The sequence below is a fragment of the Nitrospirota bacterium genome (genome assembly GCA_004296885.1).
In the GTDB taxonomy this organism is placed as follows: Bacteria; Nitrospirota; Nitrospiria; order Nitrospirales; family Nitrospiraceae; genus SYGV01.
The window spans coordinates 22,499-36,995 of the sequence record SCVN01000001.1 but is presented as its reverse complement, the minus strand read 5'-3'; the positions used below and the strand labels follow the sequence as shown (position 1 = coordinate 36,995).

Annotated in this window: 13 protein-coding genes, 1 tRNA gene and 3 pseudogenes; 10 read left to right on the top strand and 7 right to left on the bottom strand. The window is 62.3% G+C overall.

The genetic code is table 11. The features are described 5' to 3' along the window. The first annotated feature begins 45 nt into the window (after positions 1–45). From EPO61_00205 to EPO61_00180, 6 genes and pseudogenes are all read left to right on the top strand, one after another. Positions 46–717 carry a hypothetical protein gene (locus EPO61_00205; protein ID TAJ11050.1) on the top strand — a complete coding sequence of 224 codons (672 nt, stop codon included), beginning with the start codon at positions 46–48 and terminating at the stop codon, positions 715–717. Positions 718–828: 111 nt separating this feature from the next. After that, on the top strand, positions 829–1,308 hold the full coding sequence (locus EPO61_00200; protein TAJ11049.1) for a hypothetical protein: 480 nt from the start codon (positions 829–831) through the stop codon (positions 1,306–1,308). A gap of 75 nt (positions 1,309–1,383) precedes the next feature. After that, the gene (locus tag EPO61_00195) at positions 1,384–2,286 is read left to right on the top strand and encodes a hypothetical protein (GenBank protein ID TAJ11048.1); all 903 of its coding nucleotides are present in this window, start codon (positions 1,384–1,386) and stop codon (positions 2,284–2,286) included. Positions 2,287–2,335: 49 nt separating this feature from the next. Then, positions 2,336–3,562 carry an aminopeptidase P family protein gene (locus EPO61_00190; protein TAJ11047.1) on the top strand — a complete coding sequence of 409 codons (1,227 nt, stop codon included), beginning with the start codon at positions 2,336–2,338 and terminating at the stop codon, positions 3,560–3,562. 130 nt (positions 3,563–3,692) lie between these two features. After that, a pseudogene (gene tatA, locus EPO61_00185) lies at positions 3,693–3,845 on the top strand (twin-arginine translocase TatA/TatE family subunit). A gap of 694 nt (positions 3,846–4,539) precedes the next feature. Further along, positions 4,540–5,358: a HEAT repeat domain-containing protein gene (locus EPO61_00180; GenBank protein TAJ11046.1), complete on the top strand. Its 819-nt coding sequence runs from the start codon at positions 4,540–4,542 to the stop codon at positions 5,356–5,358. A 21-nt stretch (positions 5,359–5,379) separates the two neighbouring features. Here EPO61_00180 and EPO61_00175 read toward each other — a convergent pair whose 3' ends face one another. From EPO61_00175 to EPO61_00150, 6 genes are all read right to left on the bottom strand, one after another. After that, positions 5,380–6,183 (bottom strand): formylglycine-generating enzyme family protein, encoded by an 804-nt coding sequence (locus tag EPO61_00175; GenBank protein ID TAJ11045.1) that lies wholly within the window; start codon positions 6,181–6,183, stop codon positions 5,380–5,382. Positions 6,184–6,260: 77 nt separating this feature from the next. Beyond that, positions 6,261–6,806 (bottom strand): hypothetical protein, encoded by a 546-nt coding sequence (locus EPO61_00170; GenBank protein TAJ11044.1) that lies wholly within the window; start codon positions 6,804–6,806, stop codon positions 6,261–6,263. A gap of 137 nt (positions 6,807–6,943) precedes the next feature. Next, positions 6,944–8,194: an ATP-dependent Clp protease ATP-binding subunit ClpX gene (clpX, locus tag EPO61_00165; GenBank protein TAJ11043.1), complete on the bottom strand. Its 1,251-nt coding sequence runs from the start codon at positions 8,192–8,194 to the stop codon at positions 6,944–6,946. 33 nt (positions 8,195–8,227) lie between these two features. Further along, entirely contained in the window at positions 8,228–8,863 is a 636-nt protein-coding gene (gene clpP / locus EPO61_00160; GenBank protein ID TAJ11042.1) for an ATP-dependent Clp endopeptidase proteolytic subunit ClpP, read from the bottom strand. Between the two features lie 205 nt (positions 8,864–9,068). Continuing rightward, complete coding sequence (gene tig / locus EPO61_00155) at positions 9,069–10,391, bottom strand: trigger factor (protein ID TAJ11041.1); 1,323 nt, start codon at positions 10,389–10,391, stop codon at positions 9,069–9,071. 231 nt (positions 10,392–10,622) lie between these two features. Continuing rightward, a tRNA-Leu gene (locus EPO61_00150) sits at positions 10,623–10,705 on the bottom strand. Between the two features lie 260 nt (positions 10,706–10,965). Here EPO61_00150 and EPO61_00145 point away from each other — a divergent pair. Then, the gene (locus EPO61_00145; GenBank protein ID TAJ11040.1) at positions 10,966–12,042 is read left to right on the top strand and encodes a HEAT repeat domain-containing protein; all 1,077 of its coding nucleotides are present in this window, start codon (positions 10,966–10,968) and stop codon (positions 12,040–12,042) included. 151 nt (positions 12,043–12,193) lie between these two features. Here EPO61_00145 and EPO61_00140 read toward each other — a convergent pair whose 3' ends face one another. After that, positions 12,194–12,808 (bottom strand): hypothetical protein, encoded by a 615-nt coding sequence (locus EPO61_00140; GenBank protein ID TAJ11039.1) that lies wholly within the window; start codon positions 12,806–12,808, stop codon positions 12,194–12,196. A gap of 300 nt (positions 12,809–13,108) precedes the next feature. Here EPO61_00140 and EPO61_00135 point away from each other — a divergent pair. The 3 genes and pseudogenes from EPO61_00135 to EPO61_00125 all read left to right on the top strand — a co-directional run bounded on the left by EPO61_00135 (position 13,109) and on the right by EPO61_00125 (position 14,420). Next, positions 13,109–13,306, top strand: a pseudogene (locus EPO61_00135) (YHS domain protein). A gap of 66 nt (positions 13,307–13,372) precedes the next feature. Further along, positions 13,373–13,748, top strand: a pseudogene (locus tag EPO61_00130) (hypothetical protein). 72 nt (positions 13,749–13,820) lie between these two features. Continuing rightward, the gene (locus tag EPO61_00125) at positions 13,821–14,420 is read left to right on the top strand and encodes a pyridoxamine 5'-phosphate oxidase family protein (protein ID TAJ11038.1); all 600 of its coding nucleotides are present in this window, start codon (positions 13,821–13,823) and stop codon (positions 14,418–14,420) included. The last annotated feature ends 77 nt before the right edge of the window (positions 14,421–14,497 follow it).

The window sequence follows — 14,497 nt, the reverse complement described above, 5'->3', positions numbered from 1 at the left end:
GGTCGCAAGACAGTCTCTTGTGTATAAGCGGGAGTAGGAGGATTTATGCAGGTCATCGAGCAGAACAGCCTCGCCAACGGTTTCCGCCGTGTCGGTGTCCTCTTGTGCTTTGGGCTTCTCGGCCTCTGGAGTCTTCCGGCTTCGGCCGAGTGGTACGTCGGCGGCACGGTGGGTGCGACGATTCCCAACGGGCTGAGCAACACCAGCGGCACGGGACAGCAAGGCGGCACGTTGAACACTTTTACCCAGCAAACGACGCTTTCCTACGGGGGCAAGGTGGGCTATTTCTTCGAGAGTCACAAGTGGCTGGGACTCGACATGGACGTGTCCAATTCGACGCCGAACATTAATTCCAAGCAGGCGTCGGTGACCGGAGGCACCGGGTTGGGCGCGAACAACGGACAGAATATGCGCATGACCGTCTGGACCACGAATCTGGTGGCCCGCTATCCAGGCGAACGGTTTCGCCCCTATGTCGGCGGCGGGCTCGGCGTCTTCTTCGCCAATGCCGACGGCGCCTCGTCGTCGAACTGGAGCCCCGGCGCCAACGGCTTTGCGGGGCTCAACATCCTGCTGATCGAGCACGTGTCCATGTCTCTGGAATATCGGTACCACTATGCGAACCTTCGCTTCGACAACATGCTGGGGCCGGGCCGTGGCTTTGAATCCACGTACACGTCGAACACGCTGAACCTTGGGCTCAACTATCATTTCTAATAGAATGCTGCAAAAGTCCGCCAGCATTGGGAATCCCTGGAGGTGTCTATCTGTTCGCCAAGAACTATTGCAAGGCGAACGGTTCAAACGAAGTTTGGTATGGAGGACCCCATGACGACCCACACGTTTTTGCACGGCGTTCAACGGAACACCTCGGCCACTCTGCTCACCCTGGTCGGTCTGCTGATGCTGACGCAGGGTTGCGGCGGCGTCAACGAAGTCCAGATCAAGGGGGAATTCTGCCCGCTCCCGTCGAGCGTCGCCGACGAGGACCGGAACACGATGAAAAAGTTCAGCGGGGATGTCAGCGGCATCATCACGTCGGTGGCCGGGGCCAGCGCCTCCGGCGAGATTCAGGGCGCCTTGGAGAAGTACTACCCTGCCACGCACGACGTGAACCGGATCTACGCCTTGAGCTATGCCGCCTGCGTGGCCTGCCGTCTGGACCCCACCGATGTGAAGGGCTGCGCCCAGCGGTTCGACCAGATCATCGACGCGAATCATGCCAAGCGCGAGGAAAGCGTGCGCACGTCGGAGGCATACCGCAAGCAGGTGCTCGGTCCGATCAGAGGCATGACAGGGGGAAGGTAGCCCCTGAGGGGGGCGCCGCCCGTCCCCCATGCTCGCATGACTCGCCGCAGCCGGTCATGGGTCTCGATCGTTATCATGGCCTGCTGGGGAATCTTGGGGGAGGTACCGTCTGTCCAGGCGGAGGCTGCCAGCATCCAGGTCAACGGCCAGTGGGTCAACGCCGGAGCCGGTGTCCGCACCGGCGTCCTCGGCAGCTTTGCCACCTACGCGATCCCCACGGATGGCATGGAGGAGGGCCATTGGTATGTGAAGGCGGTGCCGGGCTACTTCCGTGATTCGGGCAGCAACGACGGGAAGACCCTGGCCCAGTTTGACGCGCAAGGCGCCGGCATATCCGTCCGGTTCCTGCGCGCCCTCTCCGACCACTGGGGCGTGGGCTTTCAGGGCGTCTACGCCCGCACCGCCGGCGGCAGCGCCCAGCAGATCAGCTTCGGAGCGCAAGGGTTTGACGCGCAGGGGAACAGCCGCCTGAACCTGCCGTTGCAGATCTCGGCCTATAGTGCGATGGCGGAAGTCGTGTACGACCCGATGAGCGGCCCGGGGCTCCGGATTCCCATGTTGTTCGGGCTGAGCCTCAGCACCATCGATGCCACCACCGAGGGCACCTTCCAGTTTCAGGGCAACTCGTTCTATGCCAAGAACAAGACGCTCCCCCTGCTCTCGCCGGGCCTCGTGGCCGGCATCGCACCGCAGGAGAGCTGGGGGCCGATCCGGTTCATCCCCTTTGCGGTGGGCATGTACCGCTTCGACAAGTTCGAGCGGCTGCACCGGCTCGAAAACCTCACCACCGGGCAAGTGGTCGAGACCAGGGGGGAGCCCCTGAGCCATGCGTCCCTGCACCTGGGCATCACGCTGAAATATACGCCTTGGGACATCGCCGTCTCCTACGTGCGGGCCGGCATCTACTTCGGCCCGCACGAGCAACCCTTCAACAGCCAAACGGAGCTGTTCACGCTGTCCTGGAGCAAGACCTTTTAGCCGCATCGCCAGCCCGGACCGGAGTAGGAAATCCCCGGCGATTCAGGGTATGATGTCCCCCGCTATGGCTGATGCACCAAACCTTCAACACCAGCGCGTGGCGGAGATTCAGCAGGCCCTGCGCGAGACGCCGGGTCTTGACGGCTGGCTCTTCTACGATTTCCGCGGCAGCGATCCCCTGGCTTATCGCGTGCTGCTGCTGGACCCGACCAAGCACGTAACCCGCCGCTGGTTCTATTGGGTGCCGGCCCAGGGGACGCCGGTCAAGCTGACCCACAAGATCGAACCCCATGTGTTGGACGAGCTGCCCGGCGAGTCGGTGCAGTACATGTCCTGGCAATCGCTGGGCGCCTGCCTGTCGCGCATCCTGGCGAAGGCGAAGCAGGCGGCCATGCAATATTCCCCGATGAACTTCATTCCCTACGTGTCGCGGGTGGACGCGGGCACGATCGAGCAGATTCGCGGGCACGGGGTGGAGGTGGTGACCTCGGCCGATCTGGTGCAGCGCTTCGAGGCGGTCTGGACGGAGCGGCAGTTGGCCTCCCATCAGGACGCGGCCGCCAAACTCCGGCAGATTGTGGACGAGGCGTTCCGGCACGTGGGGGAATCGGTGACAGGCCGCAAAGAGCTGACCGAGTACGGCCTGCAGCAGTTCATCCTGTCCCGATTCAAGGAACACGGCCTGGTCACCTCCAGCGCCCCCATCGCCGCCGTGAACGAACATAGCGCAGATCCTCACTATGGGCCGATCTCGACCGGCTCGTCCGTGATCGCGGAGAACCAGCTGGTCTTGATCGACCTCTGGGCCAAGCGGCCCGAGCCAGGCTCGGTCTATGCGGACATCACCTGGACCGGGTACGTCGGGCGTCAGGTGCCGGCCAAGCAGCGCGAGGTGTTCGGCGCGGTGCGCGACGCCCGCGATGCGGCGCTGGAGTTCGTCAGGGCCCGCGTGGCGTCCGGCGACTTTCCCTGCGGGTGGGAGGTAGACGAGGTCAGCCGCAACGTCATCCGTGACGCCGGCTACGGGGACAAGTTCCTGCACCGTACGGGCCATTCGATCGGCGAAGAGGTCCACGGCAACGGCGCCAACATCGACAACCTGGAAACCCAGGACAAGCGGCGCCTCCTCCCCCGCACCTGCTTTTCGCTCGAGCCGGGCATCTATCTGCCCGGCCAGTTCGGCATCCGGAGCGAACTGGACGTCTATCTCGCGGATCGCGAGGCGGTCGTGTACGGCCTTCCCCTCCAGACGGAGATCGTGCCGATTTTTTCGTAAGGCGAGCCTTGACCGATTCCATCCATCTCACGGTTCATGCCTCACGTTTCACGTGTCTGCGCCAGCTTGACACTGCCTGATTCCAGCAGATAGAGTCTATTTGCGCGATTGATTGGGGAGGCAAGCGCCTATGTTCGGCACCCTGGGCATTTCGGAACTCGTCATCATCCTCGTCATTATCCTGATTATCTTCGGCGCCGGCCGGTTGCCGCAGATCGGCGAAGGAATAGGCAAGGCGTTGAAAGGATTTAAGAAAGAAGTCCACGAAGCGCCGCCGCTTGATCCGAACGCGCCCAATGCTCCGCCAGCTCCTCAGGCGGCCCAGCCCTCCGCTCACATAGAAGAGGCGCAAGTGGTGCAAGCCCAGGCGGTGCCAGGCCAGACAGCCGCGCCGGCTGCCTCCCAACCGACGGCTCCGTACCGGCCCGGTCCAGAATTGACGCCCGGCACCACGGCGTCGCTCATGGCCTCCGCGGCCCCGCAGGCCTATCAGCCGCCCAAGCCGAAAGGCGCCCCGAATGCGCCACAGCCTGGCGCTCCGGCTGCCCCAACCGGACAAACGATGGAAGAACGGCAGGCCGGGATGCCGCAGGCCCGCGCAGCCTATCCGCCCGTTCCGGCCGCCTCCGCCCAGGGTAAGGCGCCGGTGAAGCGTCCCTCCGCGGTCGTGAACAAGGAGGCCGTGGCCCGGGTGCAAGCCCAGCAGGCGGCGCTGAAGGCTAAGGCCGCGCAAGGCTCGGCTCCCGCCGCTCAGGACATGCAGGGCCTCGGGGAGAGCCTGGGCGATGCCTTGCGGACCTTCAGGCAGGCGGCGGCGGATGTGCGCAATACCATCGACCCGGAGATGCGGACGATCCGGGCTGAGATGGATGCGGCCCAGAAGGAAGTGGAGCAATCCATCGAGGCGGCCAAGGAATTGCCGGCCGTGCAGGAAGACCCCCCCAAACCGGCTTGAAATCATCAAGCGCTGATGACATATGGCTCATGGCCGGATTCTCTTACAAACACCCGTTCGCTCAGCTATACGCTATCAGCCATTCGCTCTTGTCTTCCTGCTCATTGCGCTCGGCGGCTGCGTCCAGTCGCCCGAGCCCAATCATCCTGACCAGGTCGTCGCGCGTTTGACTGCGTTGCTCAAGGATCCCGATCCGGTCGTGCGTCGGACCGCGGCTCTCTCCTTGGGCAAGATTGCCGATCCGGGCGTTGTCGTCGCCTTACGCGAGGGGCTGTTCGATCCCGATGAAATAGTCCGTCAGTACAGTGCCTGGGCGTTGGGCAACCTGGGCGAGAGCGCGATCGATCCGGCTGGCCTCGTGCTGGTGCAGCAATTGAACGATCCTTCCCCTGCAGTCAAAGCAGCGGTAGCGCAGGCGATCGGTAAGATCGGCGCGACGCAGGGGATGGTGGAACTATTGGGCGAGGCGCTGGATGAAGCGGATCCGGCGACCCGGCGCGCCGTGGTGCAGGCTCTGGGCTGGCTGGAATCCCCCTCCGCCTACCAGATGCTGCTGGACGCGTTGACCGACGAGGATGCGGCGGTGCGGCAGGGCGCGGTGGCGGCGTTGGGCGAGTTGGGGGACGGGCATGCGTTGCCGGCGATCCGCCAGCGGCTGTTGAAGGATCCGGATGTCGGGGTACGGAGCGAAGCCGCGTTTCGTCTCGGCAAACTCGGGGATGACTCGTTGCTGCCGATGCTGCAGTTCATTTCGGCGAAGGATGAAGACGCGCGCGTCCGCCGTTGGGCCGCCTGGGCGGTGACCTTCTTGACGGAAGGGTCGGCCAATTCCAAGACCTGAGACGGCCCCTCCTCCTGTCGGCTATGGTGCGTCCTTGACGCAGCGGAATCCGTAGGAGCTGATTCCTGCGGTCGGGTCGTCATGGTTCCGGTCCGCCGCGCGCGCGAGCAACCCCTCGTAGTTCCACCCGCCCCCGCGAAACCCGCGGGATTCTCCGTGCGGGGGGCCCGTCGGATTCTTGGACGGGCTGGTCCGATAGTAGTCCGCCGCATACCAATCCGCCACCCATTCCCAGACATTGCCCGCCATGTCCGCAATCCCGTACGGGCTGTTGCCGGCCTTGAAATTGCCCACGGGGGCCACCGTGTCATAGCCGGCCCAACGAGGCTTGCCGAAATTACCGCGGTCGTCGGTCGGCTCCTCGTTGCCCCAGGGATAGACCCGTCCGTCGGTCCCCCTGGCCGCTTTCTCCCATTCGGCTTCGGTCGGAAGACGCTTGCCGGCCCAACGGCAATAGTCATCGGCCATGAACCAGGTCACGCCGATGACCGGTCGTTCGCCGTCCTGGGGAAGACGCACTTCGTTCCAGTGGCGGGGTGGCGCCAACTGGGTTGCTGTGAGGAACGATGCATACCGCGATGTCGTCACTTCAAACCGGTCCATATAGAAGGCGTCCAGATGGACGTGGTGAATCGGCTGTTCGTCGTCGACTTCGTTGCTGCCCATCGTGAATTCGCCGGCCGGAACCAGCACCATCGGGGCTCCGTCCTGGCCGGTGACGTGGTACGGCGTCTCGGCGTTCGCCGTCGAAGCGACGGCGAACCACCAGATCAGGGCCGACAGTAGGAACGGTCGCATCGCACCTCTCCCGGGGTTGTGTCTCATGGCTAGGGCGTGAGACGAGAGCCTATCCAGCTTCGGACGGAAAAGCAAGGCGAGCGGGTCGGCTTGCGCCGGTCCCGTCAGTCAGCAAGCGGCCGCCGGCGCAACGACTCGACCAGCGCGAGCACCAAGCCTCGCGCCTCATCGGCGATCTTGGTAAAGCGGATTCCCATGCCGGGGGAAAACGTGTACTGGTCCGCCTTGGGGCATACCCACACGACGATGCCACGGGCCTTCAGCCATTGGGCCGGTCGCTCGGGCAGCGTGAATTCCAATTCGAGATCCGTGCCGACCGGCAGTGGGGCGGTGCTCTCGATGAACAAGCCGCCCCCGCCGATCCCCGTGGCGCGGCTTTCGGCCGGCCGGCTGCCAGGCGTCCCATAGCGCACTTTGGAAAGAAACGACACGCGCGGCTGAGCCCGCATCTGTTCGGGCGGACGCTGGATCGTGGCGGCGCAGATCTGCTCGATCACCGCCTGCCAGGTCACGGTTCCCAGTGGTTCGCCGGCGGGATCGCGCAGGATGATGGTCTCCTGCGCGCAGTCCACGTCCAGCGTCTTTCCCCTGTGCGCCTCCGTGACGGTGACCGGAAGCGTCAGGCGATCCCGTTTTTCACCTTTGCCCATAAGGGTAGTCTAGCGCAGGTTGCCCGATTGTCCAAGCGCTCTTGCAGTTTGTACGTGGGTGGCCAAACGGCACGGGGCGCCTCGGCATCACCGAGGCGCCCCGCATGTTGTACTGGTGATCGCGCGCAAGGCCGGCGTTACGCGCTCTTCATTTCCTTGTCTTGCTCGAAGATCCGAATCGGCACGCACTTGCCGTGGATCACTTCCTCGGTGATGACGATTTCCTTGATCTGTTTTTGCGACGGCACGTCGTACATGACTTCCAGCATGACCTCTTCCAGGATCGCGCGCAGGCCGCGGGCGCCGGTCTTCTGTGTGTAGGCCTTGCGGGCGATGGCGCCCAACGCCCCCTCGGTGAACTTGAGCTTGACCTTCTCGAAGGACATCAGCTTCTCGTACTGTTTGGTGAGCGCGTTGCGCGGTTCGGTGAGAATGCGGATCAACGCCTTCTCGTCCAGTTCCTCCAGTGTCGCGACCACCGGCAGGCGGCCGATGAACTCCGGGATCAATCCGTACTTCAGGAGGTCCTCCGGCTGCACCCGCGCCAACATCTCGCCGAGGCGGCTCTCGCTCTTGCCTCGCACGTCGGCGCCGAATCCCATGGACTTCTGGTTCAACCGCTGCTCGACGAGATCTTCCAGCCCCACGAAGGCCCCGCCGCAGATGAACAGGATGTTGCTCGTGTCCACCTGGATGAATTCCTGGTGGGGATGCTTGCGGCCGCCCTGAGGCGGGACGTTGGCCACGGTGCCCTCGATCAATTTGAGCAGGGCCTGTTGCACGCCCTCGCCCGACACGTCGCGGGTGATCGACGGGCTGTCGCTCTTGCGGCTGATTTTGTCGATCTCGTCGATATACACGATGCCCCGCTCGGCCCGTTCCACGTCGTAGTCGGAAGCCTGCAGGAGCTTGAGGATGATGTTCTCCACGTCCTCGCCGACGTAGCCGGCCTCGGTCAGCGTGGTGGCGTCCGCCAGCGTGAACGGTACGTCCAGATAGCGGGCCAGGGTCTGCGCCAGCAGGGTCTTGCCCGTGCCGGTCGGCCCGATCATCAGGATGTTGCCCTTCTGGAGCTCGACCTCGTCGACCTCGCTGGCGGAGATGCGCTTGTAGTGGTTGTGAACGGCCACCGAGAGAATCTTCTTGGCCCGGTCCTGCCCGATCACGTACTGGTCCAGGTGGTGCTTGATCTCGGCGGGCTTCCGGAGCTTGGAGGTGATTTCTTCCTTGGCCTCTTCCCAATCCTCCGCGATGATGTCGTTGCAGAGGTTCACGCATTCATCGCAGATGTAGACGGTTGGGCCGGCGATGAGTTTGCGCACTTCATCCCGGCTCTTGCCGCAGAACGAACAGCGGAGGTGCCGGTCCGTCTTTTCCTGCTTGGGCATGCTGTCTCCCTCCCGGGGAACGCCTCTGTGCCGCTACTTGTCCTTCGCGCCGTCCTTGCCCTGGTCCTTGCCGGGCTCTTTGATTGCCTTCGGCGGACGCGAAATGACTTCGTCGATCAATCCGTACCGTTTGGCCTCGTCGGCCGACAGAAAATAATCCCGCTCCGTGTCCAGGGCGATCTTGTCCAGGGGCTGGCCCGTGTGCTTGGCTAATATTTCGTTCAATCGCTCCCGAATCTTGAGGATTTCCCGCGCATGGATGTCGATTTCCGTGGCCTGTCCCTGGTAGCCCCCCATCGGCTGGTGGATCATCACCCGGGCATTGGGCAGGGCGAAACGCTTGCCTTTCGTCCCGGCCGCCAGCAGCAGCGCGCCCATGCTGGCCGCCTGGCCCAGGCAGATCGTGTTGATCGGCGGCTTCACGTATTGCATCGTGTCGTAGATGCCCATGCCGGCCGTGACGCTCCCGCCGGGCGAATTGATATAGAGATTGATGTCCTTTTCCGGGTCCTCCGCCTCCAGGAACAACAACTGCGCGATGATGAGGTTGGCGAAGATGTCGTCGATCGGCGCGCCCAGGAAGATGATTCGGTCTTTGAGCAGGCGTGAGTAAATGTCGTAGGCGCGCTCGCCGCGGTTGGTCTGCTCGATGACGATCGGCACTAACATAGCACTCTGTCCTTTCTGTTCCGGTTACTCACAGGGCCCATCTTATCACATTTTCCCCGCACGGCTGCCGTCCGCCGTCTTTCCTTATCACTCACTTCTCTTCCGCGAGGTGGCCTGACGGTCCCTTCATGCGCGTGTCCAACGAGGGCCTTCCGAGGCCGCGCGTTGCGCGAGCAGCGGGGACGGTCAGGCGCCACGTTCCCCCTTACCCTTGAATGACCGAGTGGCGGAACACAAAATCCAGCGCCTTGTCGGCCAGGATGCGGGCTCTGAGCTCGTCGATGGAATCCTGCCCGCCGGACTGGATCAGGCGGCCCAGTTCCTCCGGCGCCATCCGCAGCTCCTGGCTCAGCCGCAGGAGCTCGTTCTGGATGTCCTCCTGCTCGACCTTCAGCCCTTCTTTGTCGGCGATCGCCTCCAGCACCAACCCGACCTTGACCCGGCGCATCGCCTCGGCCTTGTGCTCTTCCCGCGCTTTCCGGATTTCCTCCTGGCGCACGACCGGGTCCGGCGATACAGGCTGGCCCTTCTGCCGTTGCCGGGCCTGCATCTGCTGGCGAACGATCGCTTCCAGCTCCCGTTCCACCAGCGTATCCGGGAGATCGAAGTGGTGGGTTTCCTCCAACCGCTTCAGGATCGTATCTTTATAGGTATCTTCGATGTCTTTCTTGAGCGCTTTTTCCATTTCGGCCCGGAGTTTGTCCGTGAGCTCGGCCATCGAGGCATAGGGGCCGCAATCTTTCGCGAATTCGTCGTCCAGGACGGGGAGCTTCTTCCGCTTCACCGCCGTGACCGTGGCCCGATACACGACCGTCTTCCCGGCCAACCGCTGGTCCGGATGGGATGCCGGATAGGGCTGCGGAATCTCGACGAGATCTCCTTCTTTCTTCCCCACGAGTGCCGCGTCCACTTCAATGCCCAGGATCGGCGCATTGGAGCCGACTTTGTGAAGTTGCCCGGCTTGCTTGGCGCCTTCCACCGGCGCCTGATCCAGGAATCCCTCCACGTCCAGGACGGCATAGTCCCCTTCGGCCAGAGCCGTGTCGGCCGGTGCGGCCTCGAGTTGCGCCTGCCGCTCGCGCAGGACTTCGAGCGTGCCGGTGACTTGCTCGTCCGTGACGGTGCGCTTGTCCGGCTTGAGCGAGATCGGGTTGGGTGCTTTATAGTCGCGCAACTCGATCTTTGGCTTGATTTCGACCGTGGCCGTGAACGAAAAGGCGGCGTCTTTCTTGATTTTCACGCGCTCGAGCGGCGGGATCTCCACGAGGACCGGCACGATCCCCGATTCCCGGACGGCCCGCTCATAGTAGTCCGGCACCAGCCGGCGGATCACGTCCTCCTCGACTTCCTTGGCGTAGCGTTTTTCCAGCATGGCCAGAGGGGCTTTGCCCGGACGGAAGCCAGGGATGCGCACCTGCTTGTTCAACTCCGCGTAGGCCAGGGCGAACTGCTTATTCACATCCTGGGAGGGGACCTCGATCTTCAACGCCCGTTTGACAGGGCCGAGTTCAGTGACATCGACTTTCATGGATGACAGGCCTTGGTGATGGGTGGACTTATGTAAGCAAGATTGCTTTCAAGTATGGGCCAAAAACACTTGAGGTGTTTATCCCGCGGCCTCAGTTTCTTAAAAACGCTGAATAGCCGCCGGTACTCGCAAGCGTGTATCGCAAACCATCAAGAACACTTGAGGGGTTTCTCCGTCGCCGCAATTACGAAAAACCGATGAAGAGGCGACGGCTCAAGCGAAGCTTGGTTATGGTGCGAGAGGGGGGACTTGAACCCCCACGGTTTCCCACGAGATCCTAAGTCTCGCGCGTCTGCCAGTTCCGCCACTCTCGCGCCCGGTTGGTCGGAAGGCACGGTCTCAGGATTTCGACGGGGCGCGTGGGCTCGTTGAGGGTTTCCATCGGCCTCCAGCCCTCGCTCGGCTATCGTTGTACAGGGCATGGCGGTGCACTGTCAACAGGTCGCACCGTTCTCGACAGGAACGCTCCAGTGTCGCTGGTGCAAGCCCGGGACGAGGGGTATACTATGGCTATCCGGCGGACCGAACGCCGAGCAAGAACGCCTTCCGTCGAAAGGCCGAGAGGAGGGTGACCATGACACGGGGATGGGTGATCATTGCGGCGACCCTGCTACTCGGGAGTTCGGCCGGCACGAGCTGGGCCTCCCGCGAATACTTTACCCAGGAACAAAAAGAGCAATTGGCGAAAGCCCAGACGGTCCTCGTGGAAGTCCTGGCTCTCACCGACAAGGGGCCGATCGACGCCGCGCCGCTCACCGAAGCGGTGGTGCGTCACATGGCCGACGTGGGGTATACCGTCGAAACGAGCGAAGCCAAGCCCCACGATGTCGTGTTCAAGGTCAAGTGCGAACAGCGCAAGACCTGGGAAGGGACCAGCACCATGGGCAGCGATGCCGACCTGCCCGACTCCCCCTCGCGGACCTGGAAGGGCCCGGCCTGCCAGCTCACCTATATCCTGGGAGGCGCCAAGATCAAGTGGCAGAAGGAAGTCCGGACCGACTTCGAGGATGCGGCGGTGGCGGCCCAGCAGGCCAATGCCGGCGATCCGGGAGCCTACACCATGGCCAAACTGAAGGAGCGGCTCGATCAATATGACTTCCCGGTGCTCCTCGCGGCCGAATGGGGGCAGGCCGACCGACTGCTGAAGCTCATGGACGCCTCCGGCACGAACCAGTTGCGCAAGCTGAAAATCATCTCCCTCCTCGGCGAGATGCTGGCGGACGAGGCCATGCCGAGGCTCAAGGAAGCCCTCAAAGACAAAAATCTGGCCGGCCAGGCCGCTGAGGCCATGGGCAGCATCGGCAAGGATGGGATTCCCATCCTCATCGACATCCTGAAGACCTCGAAGGATCCGGAGCTGCAGGCCGCAGCCGCCAAGGGACTCGGACACGTCGGCAGCCTGCACGGAGATCCGCGCATCATTCCGCCGCTGCTACAGATGCTGGATGCGCCGGGCATCGATATCCGGGTGCAAATCGAAGTAGCCTGGTCGCTGGGCAAACTTCCGGACAAGCGGGCGGAAGAGCCGCTGAAGGCGTTGGACAAGAAGCTCCAGCACATACGCGATCCGGACAACGTGATGCTAAAGAAGCTCAAGGAGGCCGTATTCTGGTCGATCAAACAGATCGATACCTATGACATGTTCAGTTAGCCAGGCATAGGGTCGGCCCCGCTGATCGGGCCACTCAAGGGGCCGTCTCATGAGCGATCGAGCAGAGCTATACGGAAGATCAGGACAGTTAAGCATCCGGTGGGAGCTCCACACGGGCCGATAGCCCCGCCAGTCCGCGGTCACACCGAATCTACGATTTTGCTCGATGTCGATTGTAGTGCGCAGCGACCTTCATGCGGTTGCCGCAAAGGCCCATGCTGCACCACTGACGGGCGTGATTTTTTGTTGTATCGTAAAAATAGAGGATGCAGGCGTCGTTCCGGCATTTCTTCACAAGGGACAGGGCGCCAGCACAGAGTAGCTCGCTTGCGGCCTCGGCAAGAGGTACGAGCAGTTGGGTTGCGCCAGACGTTTCCGAATGAAACCGACGTCCAAAGCGACCGTTGGTGCGGATGAGTTGCGGATAGCCTGGGCGCTGGCTGAGCAGCTTGTTGATCGCCTCGACCGTCGATCGGGTGATCGGCTTGCCGGCAACAATCCGCTCCGCCATCTCGCGCAGAACCGTTCGGAACATCTTCGCCTCGTGTAGCAGCAGCTCCCCCTCGGCACGATCCAGCCGCGCCACCGTTTCCTTCCCCTCGCCCACACTCAGCAGCTTCGCCCGGACCAGCCAAGCAAGCAGGTCCGTCCACTCCTTCAGAAGATCCGTCCGTTGCCCTTGCACGATCATCTGCGTGTTGATGAAATCCAGACACAGATGGTTGCCCACGAACAGAAACGGCTGCCCTGATCGGTTCCGCTCCATCTCCTGATGTCCCTGCTTAAAAAGAAAACCGTCTAAACATCTCTTGACAGGTTAGCTGAGAAATAGTATAACCGTCAAATATACATTTAGATGGTTATCCATATTTCGCGTCTTATCCTAACAATGGGAGGGTCTTCATGGGCATTGCTTCGCGGCAGACAGCATTCCGGACCGGCCACGTAGGCCGTAACGTCAGCAACCTTGATCGTGCCTCGGCCATCGCAGCGGAGGCACCAAAACAACCAATAACCAGGAGGAGTTCCATGACGCTGAAACAGAAATTCAACTTGCCACGCTGGCGGGTATTGTGCTTACGGCGTGGCCTTGGGCAAGAAGTTTGTGGTTGATCCCGAGGTGTGGAAAATCGTTGAGGGCAAACTCTATCTGAATCTGGACAAAGGCATTCAACAGAAGTGGGAGAAAGACATTCCCGGCTACATCAAGAAAGCGGAGAAGAACTGGGATGAAATCAAAGACAAGAACGCTTCGGATCTCTAAGGCACTGGGAGCAGGCCCAATGGACACCTGCAAATTAGCACCAATCATTTAACTCAAGGAGAACCTATGAAAACCGCCATCATTATCATGTCCGATCCGAAATCCGGTTCGGAAGAAGCACTCGGCCGGGTCTTTAACGCCCTTGCCCTCGCATCGGAAAGCAAACAGAAGGGCGATGAAGTGGCCGTGGTGTTCAACGGGGCCGGCACGAGATGGCCCGCCGAACTGACCAAGCTCTCGCATCCGGCCAACGGCCTGTACAACTCGGTGCGCGACGTCGTGCAAGGGGTCTCCTGCGGATGCGCGGATGTCTTTGGCGCCACAGCGGGCGTGGAATCCTGCGGGGTGCCGCTGAAAAAAAGACCATGCCCTGGCCGGGACATCCGGCCTCTTGAGCCTGCGCCGGTATGTTGCGGACGGGTGGCATACGATTATATTTTGAGCGCGCCTCATGGCGGCGGCCGGAGGTGATCTTCCGGCCGCCGATGAGCCGAGCGTTGCACAGGGGCAATCGATGGCAACGAAATACCTCGATCTGACATTCACCGACTCCGTGTGCCGCGCGCAGCGGCAGTACTATGGGCACAGCGGCACGATCGAAGGCGCACCAGCGCGCGATCCGCTGAGCCAGGCCGAGGCCGAGTTCATTGCGGCGCGGGACAGCTTCTATCTGGGCTCGGTCGGCGAGAGCGGGTGGCCCTACATCCAGCATCGCGGCGGCCCCATAGGATTCTTGAGGGTCATCAACGAAACCACCCTCGCGTTCGCCGACTACAAGGGCAATCGGCAGCTGCTCACGACCGGCAACGTGTCCGCGAACGACCGCGTGGCGCTGTTTCTCATGGACTATAAGAATCGAGAACGGTTGAAAGTGTTGGGGCATGCCCGCGTCGAGGACGCCCGTGTCCATCCGGAACTCGTCGCGCAGATCACCAACCCGAAGATGCGGCCGAGCGTGGAGCGGCTGGTCTTCATCGACGTCGTCTCGTTCGACTGGAACTGCCCGAAGTACATCACTCCTCGATACTCGGCGGAAGAGGTCGAGGCGCTTGCTGGTCCGCTCAAAGCCAGGATCGCCTCGCTCGAGGCTCAACTTCAAGCTAGGAAAACCTGAGCAATTCTGGTAAAGATCGCCGGTGCGTCGTCTCGACGTACCGGTCGTAGCGCTCGTGCGGTGACAACGACGGCACA

Bases quoted from the DNA above. Each gene is read 5' to 3' on its own strand.
- EPO61_00200 (TAJ11049.1), top strand. From the start codon at position 829: ATGACGACCCACACGTTTTTGCACGGCGTTCAACGGAACACCTCGGCC.
- clpP (TAJ11042.1), bottom strand. From the start codon at position 8,863: ATGTTAGTGCCGATCGTCATCGAGCAGACCAACCGCGGCGAGCGCGCC.
- EPO61_00145 (TAJ11040.1), top strand. From the start codon at position 10,966: ATGACACGGGGATGGGTGATCATTGCGGCGACCCTGCTACTCGGGAGT.
- EPO61_00195 (TAJ11048.1), top strand. From the start codon at position 1,384: ATGGCCTGCTGGGGAATCTTGGGGGAGGTACCGTCTGTCCAGGCGGAG.
- EPO61_00125 (TAJ11038.1), top strand. From the start codon at position 13,821: ATGGCAACGAAATACCTCGATCTGACATTCACCGACTCCGTGTGCCGC.
- clpX (TAJ11043.1), bottom strand. From the start codon at position 8,194: ATGCCCAAGCAGGAAAAGACGGACCGGCACCTCCGCTGTTCGTTCTGC.
- tig (TAJ11041.1), bottom strand. From the start codon at position 10,391: ATGAAAGTCGATGTCACTGAACTCGGCCCTGTCAAACGGGCGTTGAAG.
- EPO61_00180 (TAJ11046.1), top strand. From the start codon at position 4,540: ATGGCTCATGGCCGGATTCTCTTACAAACACCCGTTCGCTCAGCTATA.
- EPO61_00190 (TAJ11047.1), top strand. From the start codon at position 2,336: ATGATGTCCCCCGCTATGGCTGATGCACCAAACCTTCAACACCAGCGC.
- EPO61_00140 (TAJ11039.1), bottom strand. From the start codon at position 12,808: ATGGAGCGGAACCGATCAGGGCAGCCGTTTCTGTTCGTGGGCAACCAT.
- EPO61_00170 (TAJ11044.1), bottom strand. From the start codon at position 6,806: ATGGGCAAAGGTGAAAAACGGGATCGCCTGACGCTTCCGGTCACCGTC.
- EPO61_00175 (TAJ11045.1), bottom strand. From the start codon at position 6,183: ATGAGACACAACCCCGGGAGAGGTGCGATGCGACCGTTCCTACTGTCG.
- EPO61_00205 (TAJ11050.1), top strand. From the start codon at position 46: ATGCAGGTCATCGAGCAGAACAGCCTCGCCAACGGTTTCCGCCGTGTC.